Source organism: Dorea formicigenerans (assembly GCF_025150245.1).
Lineage (GTDB): Bacteria > Bacillota > Clostridia > Lachnospirales > Lachnospiraceae > Dorea > Dorea formicigenerans.
This window is the reverse complement of the sequence record NZ_CP102279.1, coordinates 1,858,429-1,874,535: the sequence shown is the minus strand read 5'-3', so window position 1 is coordinate 1,874,535 and position 16,107 is coordinate 1,858,429. Positions and strand designations below refer to the sequence as shown.

Annotated in this window: 14 protein-coding genes and 1 riboswitch; all 14 genes read left to right on the top strand. The window is 41.3% G+C overall.

Annotated elements, in window-relative coordinates; translation table 11 throughout:
* The first annotated feature begins 61 nt into the window (after positions 1–61).
* Positions 62–889 (top strand): amino acid ABC transporter substrate-binding protein, encoded by an 828-nt coding sequence (locus tag NQ560_RS09180; protein WP_005331262.1) that lies wholly within the window; start codon positions 62–64, stop codon positions 887–889.
* 97 nt (positions 890–986) lie between these two features.
* Positions 987–1,637 (top strand): amino acid ABC transporter permease, encoded by a 651-nt coding sequence (locus NQ560_RS09175; RefSeq protein WP_005331261.1) that lies wholly within the window; start codon positions 987–989, stop codon positions 1,635–1,637.
* Positions 1,638–1,648: 11 nt separating this feature from the next.
* On the top strand, positions 1,649–2,335 hold the full coding sequence (locus NQ560_RS09170; RefSeq protein ID WP_005331259.1) for an amino acid ABC transporter ATP-binding protein: 687 nt from the start codon (positions 1,649–1,651) through the stop codon (positions 2,333–2,335).
* A gap of 156 nt (positions 2,336–2,491) precedes the next feature.
* On the top strand, positions 2,492–3,919 hold the full coding sequence (purF, locus tag NQ560_RS09165) for an amidophosphoribosyltransferase (protein WP_005331258.1): 1,428 nt from the start codon (positions 2,492–2,494) through the stop codon (positions 3,917–3,919).
* Between the two features lie 121 nt (positions 3,920–4,040).
* Entirely contained in the window at positions 4,041–5,474 is a 1,434-nt protein-coding gene (gene purB, locus NQ560_RS09160; protein ID WP_005331257.1) for an adenylosuccinate lyase, read from the top strand.
* 221 nt (positions 5,475–5,695) lie between these two features.
* A complete protein-coding gene (locus NQ560_RS09155; protein WP_005331256.1) occupies positions 5,696–7,060 on the top strand; it encodes an alanine/glycine:cation symporter family protein in 1,365 nt (454 codons plus the stop codon).
* 312 nt (positions 7,061–7,372) lie between these two features.
* Entirely contained in the window at positions 7,373–8,743 is a 1,371-nt protein-coding gene (locus NQ560_RS09150) for an alanine/glycine:cation symporter family protein (RefSeq protein ID WP_040015305.1), read from the top strand.
* Between the two features lie 367 nt (positions 8,744–9,110).
* Positions 9,111–9,225: riboswitch (glycine riboswitch) on the top strand.
* Between the two features lie 189 nt (positions 9,226–9,414).
* Entirely contained in the window at positions 9,415–9,807 is a 393-nt protein-coding gene (locus NQ560_RS09145; protein ID WP_005331254.1) for a GrdX family protein, read from the top strand.
* 89 nt (positions 9,808–9,896) lie between these two features.
* Positions 9,897–11,165: a glycine/sarcosine/betaine reductase component B subunit gene (locus NQ560_RS09140; RefSeq protein WP_005331252.1), complete on the top strand. Its 1,269-nt coding sequence runs from the start codon at positions 9,897–9,899 to the stop codon at positions 11,163–11,165.
* A gap of 19 nt (positions 11,166–11,184) precedes the next feature.
* Complete coding sequence (gene grdB, locus NQ560_RS09135; protein WP_081445654.1) at positions 11,185–12,495, top strand: glycine reductase complex selenoprotein B; 1,311 nt, start codon at positions 11,185–11,187, stop codon at positions 12,493–12,495.
* 101 nt (positions 12,496–12,596) lie between these two features.
* Positions 12,597–13,535 (top strand): thioredoxin-disulfide reductase, encoded by a 939-nt coding sequence (gene trxB / locus NQ560_RS09130; RefSeq protein ID WP_005331246.1) that lies wholly within the window; start codon positions 12,597–12,599, stop codon positions 13,533–13,535.
* A 48-nt stretch (positions 13,536–13,583) separates the two neighbouring features.
* Positions 13,584–13,901, top strand: a complete 318-nt coding sequence (gene trxA, locus NQ560_RS09125) for a thioredoxin TrxA (RefSeq protein ID WP_005331244.1) — start codon at positions 13,584–13,586, stop codon at positions 13,899–13,901.
* A 74-nt stretch (positions 13,902–13,975) separates the two neighbouring features.
* Positions 13,976–14,449 (top strand): glycine/sarcosine/betaine reductase complex selenoprotein A, encoded by a 474-nt coding sequence (grdA, locus tag NQ560_RS09120; protein ID WP_081445653.1) that lies wholly within the window; start codon positions 13,976–13,978, stop codon positions 14,447–14,449.
* A gap of 113 nt (positions 14,450–14,562) precedes the next feature.
* Positions 14,563–16,101, top strand: a complete 1,539-nt coding sequence (gene grdC, locus NQ560_RS09115; RefSeq protein ID WP_005331235.1) for a glycine/sarcosine/betaine reductase complex component C subunit beta — start codon at positions 14,563–14,565, stop codon at positions 16,099–16,101.
* Positions 16,102–16,107: the final 6 nt, after the last annotated feature.

Below are 16,107 nucleotides of genomic sequence, written 5' to 3'. Positions count from 1 at the left end.
TCGAGGTTGAATTCGAATCGGGATTTGCGAAAAAAGCTTTGAGTTCAGGAGGATAATAAAGATGAAAAAGAGAGCTGCACTTTTAGTTGCACTTTCACTGGCAGTTGTTACGGTTCTTGCCGGCTGTGGTGGAAAGGACAGTAGTAAATCGGCAGATTCAAAAGACTCTGCAGCTACATTTGAAGAAAAAAAAGAAGGAGATACATTTACGGTAGGATTCGATCAGGATTTTCCGCCGATGGGATTTGTAGGAGACGACGGTGAGTATACAGGATTTGATTTAGAGCTGGCCAAGGAAGTATGTGACCGCAATGGCTGGGAATTCAATCCGGAACCGATTGCCTGGGATTCTAAAGATGCACTTTTGAAATCCGGAGAGATTGACTGTATCTGGAACGGATTTACCATGAATGGAAGAGAAGATGAATATACATGGTCAGAGCCTTATCTTGATAATCAGCAGGTATTTGTCGTAAGAGCAGATTCTGGAATCAATTCCGAAAAGGATCTTGCAGGAAAGACTGTTGATGTACAGACAGATTCTTCCGCAGAGGCAGCATTAAAAGATAATACAGAACTTAGCTCTACATTTTCAACAGAGATCATTCCAGATTACAATACAGGATTTATGAATCTGGAATCAGGAGCTGTTGATGCTGTCGCAATGGATATTGTAGTAGCAAAGTATCAGATTGAATCACGTTCTGCGGAATTTAAGATTCTCGATTATGAAATTGCTTCTGAGCAGTACGGAGTTGGATTTGCAAAAGGAAATGATGCTGTAAAAGATCAGGTTCAGAAGACGCTGGAAGAGATGGCGGCAGACGGAACACTTGCAAAGATTTCTACAAAATGGTTTGGTGAAGATATCACAACAATTGGAAAATAAATAAACAGACTAACTGGAAAGACCGGGTCGTCCTGAAAACGGGTGGCCCGTTTTTCTTGAAAAGCGATGACAATGATTCGCGAGGAGGAATTTTGGTATGGCAACATCAGTCATGTTACAAAAATTAGGAGAAGGAATGGTTACGTCACTGTGGATATTTGCAGCGACATTGATATTTTCTCTGCCGTTAGGACTTTTGATCTCTTTTGGCAGAATGTCAAAGAATAAGATTATCAGTACGATTTTTAAACTTTATATATCAGTGATGAGAGGAACTCCGCTGATGCTTCAGCTTATGGTGATCTATTTTGGACCGTTTTATATTTTGGGTGTACAGATTTCCCAGTCCTGGAAGAATATGGCTGTGGCAATTGGATTTGTACTGAACTATGCAGCATATTTTGCAGAAATTTATCGCGGGGGAATTGAGTCTATGCCGCAAGGACAGTATGAAGCTGCCAAGATACTTGGATACACAAAGGCTCAGACGTTCATAAGAATTATTCTTCCGCAGGTCATTAAACGAATCCTTCCGGCAATTACAAATGAGACCATTACACTTGTAAAGGATACATCTCTTGCATTTACAATCGGTGTGACAGAGATGTTTACGATGGCAAAAGCACTTGCTTCCGGCCAGGTATCCATGCTCCCATATGCATTTGCGGCTCTATTCTATTACATACTGAATCTTGTGGTTGCATTTATTATGGAACGGATTGAGAAGAAAATGAATTATTATCGGTAGGAGGAAAAGTCATGAGTCTTCTGGAAATAAAAAATGTGAAGAAAAATTTTGGAGGAGTGGAAGTATTAAAAGACATTTCTCTAAAAGTAGATAAAGGAGAAGTGCTTGGAATTATCGGGCCATCCGGTTCCGGAAAATCTACACTTCTTCGTTGTGCAACAGGACTTGAGACACCGGATGATGGAGAAATCAATTATGATGGAACATTTGGACTTGTGTTTCAGAATTTCAATTTGTTTCCACATTATTCGGTTATGAAGAATATCACAGATGCACCGCTTCGTGTGCAAAAGAGAAAAAAAGAGGAAGTGTACAAAGAGGCGAGAGAGCTGCTTGCGAAGATGGGACTTTCTGATAAGGAAAACGCTTATCCGTATCAGCTTTCGGGTGGGCAGCAGCAGAGAGTATCGATCGCCCGTGCACTTGCTATGAATCCGGATATTCTGTTTTTTGATGAACCGACCTCAGCACTGGATCCGGAGCTTACCGGCGAGATTCTGAAAGTCATCAAAGATCTGGCTGCAGAGCACATGACAATGGTGATCGTTACACATGAAATGAATTTTGCAAAAAATGTTTCAGATCATGTAATTTTCATGGATAACGGTTATATTGCTGTGGAAGGAACGCCGGAGGAAGTATTTGGTTCTTCTAACGAAAGAATGAAAGAATTCCTTGGGAAATTTAGAGAAAACTAATAAATGGGGTCTTAATATTAATAATACTAATAAATAAACCAAAATAAAAATAATGACTAAGTAAGACTTAAGGGCAGGTGGGGCAATTGCATTTCCATCTGCCTTGTATTATACTTAAAAACATCTGATGACTGATAGGAAGAAGGAGTTACATTCATGAGCAACTATGAGAAGATAACAACAGGTATGGGTGAAGAATGTGGTGTATTCGGAGCATATGATATGGATGGAGGAGATGTAGCACCATCTGTATATTATGGTTTATTTGCTTTGCAGCACAGAGGACAGGAAAGCTGTGGAATTGCAGTGACAGACACATACGGAGAGCGCAAAGTTCATTCGAAGAAGGGGCTTGGCCTTGTAAACGAAGTGTTTGATGAGGAAGCCTTAGAAGGGTTGAAAGGTAATCTTGGTGTCGGACATGTCCGTTATTCAACTGCAGGGGCAACGAAGGTAGAAAATGCTATGCCACTTGTTCTGAACTATGTGAAAGGTACTTTGGCAATTGCCCATAATGGTAATCTGACAAATGCTGTGGAGCTTCGTCATGAACTGGAATATACAGGAGCGATTTTCCAGACGACCATTGACTCAGAAGTAATCGCGTATCATATTGCAAGAGAACGACTGAAGACGGCAAAAGCAGAGGAAGCTGTCCGTAATGCCATGCAAAAGATAGAAGGTGCTTACGCACTGGTTGTGATTTCTCCAAGAAAAATGATTGGAGCGAGAGATCCGTTCGGACTACGTCCGCTTTGTATCGGAAAAAGAGACAATACATATTTTCTTGCATCAGAGAGCTGTGCGATCGCAGCAGTAGGCGGCGAATTTGTAAGAGATGTAGAACCAGGTGAGATTGTAAGCTTTACAAAGAATGGCATTACATCAGATAAATCTATGGCAATCTCTCCTAAGAAGCAGGCGAGATGTATTTTTGAGTATATTTATTTCGCTAGAACGGACAGTACAATTGATAAAGTTAATGTTTATCATTCTAGAATTACGGCAGGAAAAGCATTGGCACAGTCCTATCCGGTGGAGGCAGATCTTGTAGTTGGTGTGCCGGATTCCGGTCTGGTAGCTGCAAAAGGATATTCAGAAGAGTCAGGAATTCCTTATGGTATGGCTTTTCATAAGAATAGTTATGTGGGAAGAACATTTATCAAACCAAAGCAGAGCCAGAGGGAGAGCAGTGTTAAGATTAAACTAAATGTTATCGAGGAAGTAGTAAAAGGAAAGAGAATTGTCATGGTCGATGATTCTATCGTACGTGGTACAACCTGTGCGAATATTATAAAAATGCTGAAAAAGGCAGGAGCAACAGAAGTTCATGTAAGAATTAGTTCTCCACCGTTTTTACATCCTTGTTATTTTGGAACGGATGTACCGTCCAATGATCAGCTTATTGCACATTCTCATACGACGGATGAAATTCGCGAGATGATCGGTGCTGACTCACTGGGGTATATGAAAATCGATAAGTTGAAAGATATGGTCGGAGAACTGGCGTATTGTGATGCATGCTTTACTGGAAATTATCCGATGAAAGTTCCGACAGAGGACATTTCTCATGCATTTGATTAATTGTGAAATGTGATTTTTTATTAAATGTGTTGATAGCAGGAGAAGGTATCCTGTATAATGATAATGTAGAAATAATATGTGAAGAAATCACTTAAATGTGGTATATCAGGGAGGAAGAAAAATGAGCTACGATAGATATGTAAGCCCGCTTTCAGAGCGCTACGCAAGTAAGGAGATGCAGTATGTATTTTCACCGGATAAAAAGTTTAAGACGTGGAGAAGGCTCTGGATCGCTCTGGCAGAGACAGAAAAAGAACTGGGACTGTCCATTACACAGGAGCAGATCGATGAACTGAAAGCTCACGCAGAAGATATCAATTATGAGGTGGCAAAAGAACGTGAGAAAGTTGTGCGCCACGATGTAATGTCTCATGTGTATGCATATGGACAGCAGTGTCCGAAGGCGAAAGGAATTATTCATCTGGGAGCAACTTCATGCTATGTAGGAGATAATACAGATATTATTGTAATGTCTGAGGCACTTGAAATTGTAAGAAAAAAACTGATAAATGTTATTGCAGAACTTGCAAAATTTGCGGATAATTATAAAAATCAGCCGACACTTGCCTTTACACATTTTCAGCCGGCACAGCCGACGACGGTTGGAAAGCGTGCAACACTTTGGATGCAGGAATTTCTGATGGATCTTCAGGATCTGGAATATGTAAAAAGTACATTAAAGCTTCTTGGCTCTAAGGGAACGACCGGAACTCAGGCAAGCTTTTTGGAACTTTTTGATGGAGATCAGGAAAAAATCGATCAGATTGATCCGATGATCGCAAAGAAGCTTGGGTTCGAAGCATGTTATCCGGTATCAGGACAGACTTATTCCAGAAAAGTTGATACAAGAGTACTGAATGTACTGGCAGGAATTGCAGCCAGTGCACACAAATTCTCCAATGACATTCGCCTGCTCCAGCATTTGAAAGAAGTAGAGGAACCGTTTGAGAAGACGCAGATAGGATCATCTGCTATGGCATACAAGAGAAATCCGATGAGAAGTGAGCGTATTGCATCTCTTTCCAGATATGTGATGATTGATGCACTTAATCCTGCGATCACATCTGCAACACAGTGGTTCGAGAGAACACTTGATGATTCTGCAAATAAGAGACTCAGCGTTCCAGAAGGATTCCTTGCAATTGATGGTATCCTGGATCTTTGTCTGAATGTTGTAGATGGACTGGTTGTATATCCGAAGGTGATTGAGAAACGGCTAATGTCTGAACTTCCGTTCATGGCAACTGAGAATATTATGATGGATGCAGTAAAAGCAGGCGGAGACAGACAGGAACTCCATGAGAGAATCCGTGAGCTTTCTATGGAGGCCGGACGTAATGTGAAGGAAAAAGGTCTGGATAACAACTTGCTTGACCTGATTGCAGCAGATCCGGCATTTGGTCTGAATGAGGAAGAGTTAAAGAAGACGATGGATCCGGCAAAATATGTTGGACGCGCGCCGCTTCAGGTGGAAAATTTCCTGAAAAAAGTTGTGGATCCAGTTCTGGAAGCTAATAAAGATGTGCTTGGCATGACAGCAGAAATTAATGTATAAATATACAGAAAAATGTATTAAGAAGCGAGGAAACTCGCTTCTTTTTTAGTCCATTTTTGCAAATTGTCAAAATTAATCACTGTTTATATTAAAATTGGTTGCAAATTTTGTGCTAATAAACTATAATTCTATGTAAAAGAAGTTAGCAAGTTACAAATAACTTCGCAAAACTTCAAAATGTAACTAATGATGTCTATCTAAAGTGAAAAGGGGGAAACTATATGGAGACATTAAATAACATTGTATTGACAATTCAGAACTACATGTCAAACTACATTTTGGTAATTGCACTTCTTGGAGCAGGTCTTTGGTTCTCAATCAGACTTGGTTTTATCCAGGTTCGGGGATTTGGCGAAAGTATGAGAAGAACTTTTGGCGGTCTGTTCAGTAAGAAAGGAAAAGCAGGAAAAGACGGAATGTCTTCTTTCCAGGCGCTTGCGACAGCAATTGCAGCACAGGTAGGAACTGGTAATATCGCCGGAGCGGCAACAGCACTTGCAATTGGTGGAGCTGGAGCAATCTTCTGGATGTGGATCGCAGCATTCCTCGGAATGGCAACCATTTATGCAGAGGCTATCATGGCTCAGAAGTATAAGACGGTCGGAGCCGATGGACAAGTTACAGGAGGTCCGGTATACTACATAAGAGCAGCGTTCAAAGGAACATTTGGAAAAGTCCTTGCTGGAATTTTTGCAGTATTGATTACACTGGCGCTCGGATTCATGGGTAATGCCGTACAGTCCAACTCTATCGCAGCAGCATTCCATACAGCATTCGGTATTCCGCAGTGGATTATGGGTCTGGCCGTAGCAGTGATTGCGCTTTTCGTATTCGCAGGTGGTATCGAACGTATTGCGAAAGTAACAGAGACAGTCGTACCATTTATGGCAGCTCTTTACATTGTAGGCGCCCTGATCATTATCATTTACAACTACAAGAATATCCCATATGCATTTGCATCTATCTTTGTAGGAGCATTTGCTCCACAGTCTGTAGTCGGTGGTGCTGCCGGTGCAACTGTAAAATTAGCACTTACAAAAGGTGTCGCAAGAGGATTGTTCTCTAATGAAGCTGGTATGGGATCTACGCCGCATGCTCATGCAGTAGCAAAGGTTAATCACCCGGTAGAACAGGGATTTGTGGCTATGGCTGGTGTATTTATTGATACATTTATCGTACTGAATCTGACAGCACTTGTTATCCTGACAACAAAGTCTATTCCTACAGGGCTTACAGGAGCGGAACTTAGCCAGTATGCGTTCTCTACATTATATGGAAAAGGTGGAAATGTATTCATTGCAATTTGCATGTTCTTCTTCGCATTTTCAACCATTATCGGATGGTACTTCTTTGGTCAGGCAAATGTAAAATATCTGTTTGGTCCAAAAGCAGTGAAGATTTACTCTGTATTAGCAGCGTGCTGCGTATTCCTTGGATCACTTGCAGAAGTTGATCTTGTTTGGAATATGGCAGATTGCTTCAACTCCTTGATGGTAATCCCGAATATCCTTGCATTGTTTGCATTGAGCAAGGTAATCAGCCAGGTACATAAAGATTACTTCACCAACTTTAACAAAGCAAAATAAACTAATTAATAAAAACATAAGCTAAGATAGTGTTAAGAAAAGAAGTCCGGCAGAATTAAAACTGCCGGGCTTCTTTAATGTTAAAAACTGGTTGGTTAATTTAAAATAATAATGCATATATATTCAGAAAATAGTGATTAATGTATTACAATAAAAGAATATATATAAGAAAAAACTAAAACAAATAAAAAATAATCATTGTTTACAGAAAATTCTATTGAAAAAAAGATTTATTTCGGTTATACTAAAACTCGAGAAGCACGAATACATTATTACAAATGTCTTTCGAAAAGGAAAAAAGGGGGTCGTTTTATGGAGACATTAAATAACATTGTATTGACGATTCAGAATTACATGTCAAACTACGTACTGATTATTGCACTGTTAGGTGCGGGCCTTTGGTTCTCATTCAGACTTGGGTTTATCCAGGTAAGAGGATTTGGCGAAGGAATGAAAAGAACTTTTGGCGGTCTGTTCAGTAAGAAAGGAGAAGCCGGAGCGGATGGAATGTCATCATTCCAGGCGTTGGCAACAGCAATTGCAGCACAGGTAGGAACCGGTAATATTGCCGGAGCGGCAACAGCACTTGCAATTGGAGGACCTGGAGCAATCTTCTGGATGTGGATCGCAGCATTCCTTGGAATGGCAACTATCTATGCAGAAGCGATTATGGCACAGAAGTATAAGACGGTCGGAGCGGACGGACAGGTCACAGGAGGACCGGTTTACTACATAAGAGCAGCATTCAAGGGGACGTTTGGAAAAGTTCTTGCTGGAATTTTTGCAATACTGATTACACTTGCACTTGGATTTATGGGTAATGCAGTACAGTCTAACTCTATTGCGGCATCATTCCATACAGCGTTTGGTATTCCACAGTGGATTATGGGTCTTGTAGTAGCAGTAATCGCAATTTTCGTATTCATGGGTGGTATGAAACGAATTGCAAAAGTTACGGAGACAATTGTTCCGTTTATGGCAGCATTATATATTATCGGCTCATTAATCGTAATTATTTACAACTATAAAAATATTCCTTATGCATTTGCATCTATCTTTATCGGCGCATTTTCTCCGAGCTCTGTAGTCGGTGGAGCAGCCGGTGCAACTGTGAAGCTTGCACTTACAAAAGGTGTAGCAAGAGGATTGTTCTCTAACGAAGCTGGTATGGGATCCACACCACATGCGCATGCAGTAGCTAAAGTGGATCATCCGGTAGAACAGGGATTTGTAGCTATGACAGGTGTATTTATTGATACATTCGTTGTACTGAATCTGACAGCGCTTGTTATCCTGACAACGAAATCTATCCCGAGCGGAAAGACAGGAGCAGAACTTAGCCAGTATGCATTCTCTACATTATATGGAAAAGGCGGAGACATCTTCGTAGCCATCTGTATGTTCTTCTTCGCTTTTTCTACTATCATAGGATGGTATTTCTTTGGTCAGGCTAATATCAAATATTTGTTTGGACCGAAAGCAGTGAAAATCTATTCTGCAGCTGCAGCGGTTTGTGTGTTCCTTGGATCACTTGCAGAAGTTGATCTTGTATGGAATATGGCAGATTGTTTCAATTCTTTGATGGTAGTACCAAATATTCTTGCATTATTTGCGCTGAGTAAAGTAATCAGCCAGGTGCATGAAGATTACTTTAAAAACTTTAAAAAGAAAAATAATTCATAGATGGTGTCAATAAATAATTGAATAATTGATAGTAGAATCAGTAAACTCCAGTTGCAAATAAACTGGAGTTTACTGTGATAAAGCACTAAATTAAGGAGTGCTAATAAATAAAAGTAGAACATCTTATAATAAAAAGGCAAAATTGTTTGTGAACTAATAGAATATTGTGAAAAACTGAATATATTATTTATAGACAAAACAAATGCAATGGCAATTGTGACCAAAAAGGGACATTGCGAAATGTGCATAATGACTAAAAAAAGAAAGTTATGGCAAAAGGGTTGCAAATAAATTAACAATACGTTATTATAGATACAGGCAATGGGAGATATTCATTGTCTCTATAAAATAAAAGTGAATAGCGGGATGATCTTTCTTAAGAGAGAGTCTTTACTAAAGAAGACCGCCGAAGAGGCAAGCCAAGGTATGTTGGTGAACATATCAGGGGTGAAACTTTCAGGCAAAAGGACTGAGAAAGGGACTGCGTTCTGAATCTTGTGTTGAAGAGAAAGGCTATCTAAGAAGGACGGTCAAGACAAAAGACAGAAAGGCGATGCACACACAATATTGGTGTTGTATCGTCTTTTTTTAATCCTACCGGATAGCTGGGAAGAATGACACAATACTTATTTCATCTATGTAAGAAATCAAAAATGGAAGGCGGATAAAAAATGAAGAAAGATTACATTATAATAACGAACAATCCATTAGTTCCACAGATGCTTGATGAAGAGCATGAAGTGGATTATAGTGAGATTTCTTATGAGGATGTATTGGGGAAAGTTAGAGACAGAATACACGAAGGACATTTGCTTTTATCACATCCATTATCTGGAAGCGTGAAGCCGAATGAAACACCATATAAGTCGGTTATGATCTCACGTAAAGCCGGAAAACTGGATGAGAGGTCACTGTCAATTATAGAAGGAGCCATAAGATCCTGTGCAAAGTTTGAATTCAAGTCAGAAAAGTACAGAGAATTCATGCCAGAAACATTCAAAGACTTCCAGTTAATTGACTGGACCCTGTTACAAAGCGCTATTTCATCCGCAGATGTGTGGTAGGTCGAGTAGCGAGAGGTTGTTAAAGCATTTAGCTTACACAATAATATCAAAATTCTTGAAGGAGGGAACCATAAGTGAGAAGATTGGAAATGGGACACATTTACATTAAGGATATCCAGTTCGCAGCAGAGTCTAAGATCGAAGATGGAATTCTTTATGTAAACAAAGAAGCTGTAGAGGCTGTTGCTCTTGAGGATGAGCACATTAAGAGCGTATCATTTGATATTGCTAGACCAGGTGAGTCAGTGAGAATCACACCGGTTAAAGACGTTATCGAGCCACGTGTAAAGGTTGAAGGAAGAGGAGGAGTCTTCCCGGGAGTAATCAACAAAGTAGATACAGTTGGTGAAGGAAAAACTTATGCATTAAAAGGAATGGCTGTTGTTACAGCTGGTAAGATCGTTGGATTCCAGGAAGGTATCATCGATATGACAGGTGTTGGAGCACAGTATACACCATTCTCAAAAACATTAAATCTTGTTATGGTATGTGAGCCAGTTGATAACATCAAACAGCATGATTATGAGAAAGCTGTTCGTTTCGCTGGATTCAGAGTTGCTGTATATCTTGGGGAATTAGCACGTGATCTTACACCAGATGAGACAAAGGTTTATGAGACATACGGGGTTATGGAAGGAAAAGAAAAATTCCCAGATCTTCCGAGAGTTGCTTATGTACAGATGTTACAGAGCCAGGGACTTCTTCATGACACATATGTATACGGAGTAGATGCTAAGAAGACACTTTCTACTCTGATGACACCAACAGAGATCATGGACGGAGCTATCGTATCCGGTAACTGTGTATCTGCTTGTGATAAAAACCCAACATATGTTCACGAGAATAACCCGGTTATTCACGATTTGTTCGAGGAGCATGGTAAAACTATTAACTTTGTTTGCCACATCCTTACAAATGAGAACGTTTACCTTGCAGACAAGATGCGTTCTTCTGACTGGACAGCAAAACTTTGCCGTTTCTTAGACCTGGATGCTGTAATCGTATCTCAGGAGGGATTCGGTAACCCAGATACAGACCTTATCATGAATACAAAGAAAATTGAGGCTGAAGGCGTTAAGACTGTTATCATTACAGATGAGTATGCTGGACGTGATGGAAAATCTCAGTCACTTGCTGACTCTGATCCGGCTGCAGATGCTGTAGTAACAGGCGGAAATGCTAATGAGCTGATTCACCTTCCAAAACTTGATAAAGTTATCGGAACTTTAGACTATGTTAATGTTATCGCTGGTGCCAGCGACAAGACTCTTCAGGAGGACGGATCTCTTGAAGTTGAGATTCAGGTTATGACTGGCGCAACAAACGAGACAGGATTCAACGTACTGAGTGCACGATAGAAAGGGAGGACGAATCATAATGAGTAAAATTAGAGTTGTACATTATATCAACCAGTTCTTCGCTAATATCGGTGGAGAAGAAAAAGCAGATTACCCTGCAGAGCTTCGCGTAGGAGAGGTCGTAGGACCAGGACTCGCTCTTGCTCAGAAATTTGGAGATGAAGCTGAGATCGTTGCTACAATCGTATGTGGTGACTCTTACTTCAACGAGAATCTTGAAAAAGCTAAAGCTGAGATTCTTGAGATGGTTAAAGGACAGAATGCTGATCTGTTCATCGCTGGACCTGCATTCAACGCAGGACGTTACGGAGTTGCTTGCGGAACAGTTTGCGATATGATCAAAGAGGAGCTTGGAATCCCGGTAGTTACAGGAATGTACGTTGAGAATCCAGGTGCTGATATGTTCAAAGACAAAGTATACATTGTTCCTACAAAGAACAGTGCAGCTGGTATGAGAGATGCAATTGGAAAATTAGCTCCACTTGCTATGAAACTTGCTAAAGGTGAGAAGATTGGTGCTTCTTGCGAAGACAACTACATGCCAAACGGTATCCGTGTAAACTTATTCGAGGAGAAACGTGGATCAAAACGTGCTGTTGAGATGCTTCTTAAGAAGATTGCTGGTAAGCCATTCGTAACAGAGTTCCCAATGCCGACATTCGACAAGGTTGCTCCACAGCCGGCTATCAAAGATCTTAGCAAAGCTACAATCGCTCTGTGTACATCCGGTGGTATTGTTCCGAAGGGTAATCCAGATCACATCGAGTCATCTAATGCTACAAGATATGGTGAGTATGACATTACAGGTGTTAACGATCTGACAGAGGAGACATACGAGACAGCTCATGGTGGATACGATCCGGTATACGCTAACGAGGATGCTGACCGTGTACTTCCAGTAGACGTTATGCGTGAGTTCGAGCGTGAGGGTGTTATTGGAAAACTTCACAATAAATTCTATACAACAGTTGGTAACGGAACAGCCGTATTATCAGCTAAAGCATTCGCTGATGAGTATGCTCAGAAGCTGATCGCTGATGGTGTTGATGCAGTTATCATGACCTCCACTTGAGGTACCTGTACACGTTGCGGTGCAACGATGGTAAAAGCTATTGAAGCTGCAGGACTTCCAGTAGTTCATATGTGTACTGTAACTCCAATTTCTATGACAGTTGGAGCTAACAGAATCGTTCCTACAATCGCTATTCCACATCCACTTGGAAATCCGGAGCTGGATAAAGATGAGGAGTACGCACTTCGTAAATCCTTAGTTAAGAAAGCTCTTGAAGCTCTTACAACAGAGGTTGATAAACAGACAATTTTTGAGTAAAATTGTGCATTTTATAAAAAATATGCATTTCATTTTTGAAAACTATGTGCTATATTGTATGTAGCGTTATAGAATAAAAATGAAAAAAGGAGAATTTCGTTATGAGCAAAATTTATGACGTAATTGTCCTGGGTGCAGGTCCTGCTGGATTAGCAGCAGGACTGTACGCAGGAAGAAGTCGCTTATCAGTTCTTATCGTTGAGAAAGGACAGGATGGCGGACAGATTTCAATCACAGATGAGATTGAAAACTATCCTGGACAGATTGTAGATCAGCCGGAGTCAGGTCCGTCTCTGATTGCACGTATGACAGAGCAGGCTAAGAAGTTTGGGGCTGAGCGTGTATCTGACACAATCAAAGAAGTTTCACTTGAGGGAGATGTAAAAGTCCTCAAAGGTGAAAAAGGTGAGTATCAGGCAAAGAATATTATCATTGCTACAGGTGCTCATGCAAGACCAATCGGCTGCAAGGGTGAGGCAGAGTTCCTTGGAAGAGGAGTTTCTTACTGCGCTACTTGTGACGCTAACTTCTTCGAGGATTTTGAGGTATATGTAGTAGGTGGTGGAGATTCCGCTGTTGAAGAGGCTATGTACCTTACAAAATTCGCTAGAAAAGTTACAATCATTCACAGACGTGATGAGCTGCGTGCAGCAAAATCCATTCAGGAGAAAGCTTTCAAAAACGACAAACTTCACTTTATGTGGGATACAGTTGTTGAGGAAGTTGGAGGAGATGGAATCCTTTCCTGGATGACAGTTAAGAATGTGAAAACTGGAGAAGTTACTAAGATTGAAGCTGACGAAGACGACGGAATGTTCGGAGTATTCGGATTCATCGGTACTATTCCTAATTCTGACATCTTCAAGGGAAGTGTTGAGATGGATGAAAGAGGATATATTCCAACTGATGCGGACATGCATACAAATATCCCAGGCGTATACGCTGCTGGTGATGTACGCGTGAAGAGCCTGAGACAGGTTGTTACTGCTGCAGCTGACGGAGCGATCGCTGCAGTTATGGTAGAGAGAAGCATGGCGTAGAGTATATATTCTATTTCATAAATAAGACTTAAAAGGAGGATCAGACCAATGATAGAAGTAGATAAGAATACGTTCCAGACAGAGGTTCTGGAAGCTGAAGGATATGTATTCGTTGACTTTTTCGGTGACGGATGTGTTCCTTGTGCAGCACTTATGCCAAAGGTACATGAGTTCGCTGACACATACGGAGATAAACTTAAGTTTACATCTCTGAATACAACAAAGGCTCGTCGTCTGGCAATCGGCCAGAAGATTCTTGGCCTTCCGGTTATGGCAATCTACAAAGATGGAGAAAAAGTAGATGAGCTTGTAAAAGATGATTGTACACCGGAGACAATCGAAGCGATGATCAAGAAATACATCTAATAATTAGGTGAGTTCTTTGTCATATATATTTAAATAAACATGTTTTTTACCAAAAGAAAGGAGAAAGCATAATTATGGCTATTTTAGAGGGAAAAAAAGCAATAATTATCGGAGACCGTGATGGAATTCCGGGACCAGCTATCGCAGAGTGCGTAAAAACTGCTGGTGCTGAAGTAGTATTTTCATCTACGGAGTGTTTCGTCTGAACGAGCGCAGGCGCAATGGACTTAGAGAATCAGAAAAGAGTAAAGGATTTCGCTGATGAATACGGCGCAGAGAACTTAGTAGTAGTTCTTGGTGCTGCAGAAGGTGAAGCTGCAGGTCTTGCAGCTGAGACTGTAACAGCAGGAGATCCGACATTCGCAGGTCCATTGACAGGGGTCCAGCTTGGACTCACAGTATATCACGTTTGCGAGCCTGAAATGAAGGCAGAGTTTGACGAAGCTGTTTATGATGAGCAGGTAAGCATGATGGAGATGGTACTCGACGTTGACGATATCGTTAGCGAGATGAGCGCTATCCGTGACGAATACTGCAAATATCTGTAAGATATGTCAGAGGGTCAGACCCCGGGTAAGCCCGAAAGGGTCAGACCCTCTTTTTCTATTCTTCTATTTATGGGGAAATAGAGAAGCGAACTTAGGAAAGGTGGAAAACTGTAATGAATAGTGTAATTAAAGGAGCAAGTTATGTCTTAGCACATACTCCTGACATGGTTTTATATAATGGAACAACTCAGACAACAGAGAGAATCGTAAATCCAGATTCAGAGTACTTAAAAGAGGTGCCAGAGCATCTTCGTTCATATGAGGATTGTGTAGCTTACTGGCCAAACCAGACATACATCGGAAATGTACATCCGGATGAGCTGGCACAGGTAGAGGCTCCATGGTATGACAAGAAGATGGAGAATGCAAGCCGTTATGGAAAATACGGTGAGATCATGCCTGAGGAAGAGTTCTTATTCCTGGTACAGATCAGTGACCAGTTTGAAGTTGTAAAACTGGAGAAGAACTTCGTAGAGAAGTACAAAGGTCAGTTTGCAGCAAACCCAATCATTACAGAAGATATTTCATCCCAGATCGAAGACGGTGTAGAGCTTTCCGAGATCGAGGGATATGTAAATGATGAGCACGCAGAGGGACTTTACTTCAACCACGAGCTGGTTGGATGTGTAAAACGTGCACATGATATCGATCAGAACTTAAGCGCACACGTAATGCACGAGAACTTAATGAGTAAAGCAACAAGTGTACTTGCTCTTCTTTATGCAGTACGTAACGCAGGAATCGAAAAAGCAGATGTAGAGTATGTTATTGACTGTGCAGAGGAAGCATGTGGAGACATGAACCAGAGAGGTGGCGGTAACTTTGCAAAGGCTGCAGCAGAGGTTGCAGGACTTGTAAGCGCATCAGGATCAGACGCAAGAGGATTCTGTGCAGCACCGACACATGCACTGATCGAAGCAGCAGCATTAGTAAAATCCGGAGCATACAAGTGTGTAGCAGTAACAGCCGGAGGTTGTACAGCAAAACTTGGAATGAACGGAAAAGACCACATCAAGAAAGGTCTTCCAATCCTTGAGGACTGCCTTGGTGGATTCTGTGTAATCCTTGCAGAGAACGATGGAGTAAATCCGGAGATCGACCTTAGCATGCTTGGACGCCACAGTGTAGGAACAGGTTCCGCACCACAGAACGTAATCGGAAGTCTGGTAGCAGATCCGCTTGACAGAGCAGGAATGAAGATTACAGACATCGATAAATACTCACCAGAGATGCAGAATCCGGATATCACAAAACCGGCAGGAGCTGGAGATGTACCGCTTGCTAACTACAAGATGATCGCAGCCCTTGCAGTTAAGAGAGGAGAGCTCGACCGTAAAGAGATCGGAGAGTTCCCTGCAAAACACGGACTTACAGGATGGGCACCGACACAGGGACATATCCCATCAGGAGTACCATATGTAGGAGTTGCAAGAGAGGACATTCTGGAAGGAAAGATCAAGAATGCAATGATCATCGGAAAAGGAAGTCTGTTCCTTGGAAGAATGACAAACCTGTTCGATGGAGTATCTTTCGTGATCCATGGAAATACAAAGGCACAGGAAGAAGCTGCAGCCGGAGTATCTGAGGATGAAGTAAAGGGACTCATCGCTAAGGCAATGAAAGAATTCGCTGCTACTCTGATAGCAGAGTAAGGGGTG

Bases quoted from the DNA above. Each gene is read 5' to 3' on its own strand.
- grdC (WP_005331235.1), top strand. From the start codon at position 14,563: ATGAATAGTGTAATTAAAGGAGCAAGTTATGTCTTAGCACATACTCCT.
- NQ560_RS09145 (WP_005331254.1), top strand. From the start codon at position 9,415: ATGAAGAAAGATTACATTATAATAACGAACAATCCATTAGTTCCACAG.
- NQ560_RS09140 (WP_005331252.1), top strand. From the start codon at position 9,897: ATGGGACACATTTACATTAAGGATATCCAGTTCGCAGCAGAGTCTAAG.
- NQ560_RS09155 (WP_005331256.1), top strand. From the start codon at position 5,696: ATGGAGACATTAAATAACATTGTATTGACAATTCAGAACTACATGTCA.
- trxA (WP_005331244.1), top strand. From the start codon at position 13,584: ATGATAGAAGTAGATAAGAATACGTTCCAGACAGAGGTTCTGGAAGCT.
- NQ560_RS09150 (WP_040015305.1), top strand. From the start codon at position 7,373: ATGGAGACATTAAATAACATTGTATTGACGATTCAGAATTACATGTCA.
- NQ560_RS09175 (WP_005331261.1), top strand. From the start codon at position 987: ATGGCAACATCAGTCATGTTACAAAAATTAGGAGAAGGAATGGTTACG.
- NQ560_RS09180 (WP_005331262.1), top strand. From the start codon at position 62: ATGAAAAAGAGAGCTGCACTTTTAGTTGCACTTTCACTGGCAGTTGTT.
- purF (WP_005331258.1), top strand. From the start codon at position 2,492: ATGAGCAACTATGAGAAGATAACAACAGGTATGGGTGAAGAATGTGGT.
- purB (WP_005331257.1), top strand. From the start codon at position 4,041: ATGAGCTACGATAGATATGTAAGCCCGCTTTCAGAGCGCTACGCAAGT.
- NQ560_RS09170 (WP_005331259.1), top strand. From the start codon at position 1,649: ATGAGTCTTCTGGAAATAAAAAATGTGAAGAAAAATTTTGGAGGAGTG.
- trxB (WP_005331246.1), top strand. From the start codon at position 12,597: ATGAGCAAAATTTATGACGTAATTGTCCTGGGTGCAGGTCCTGCTGGA.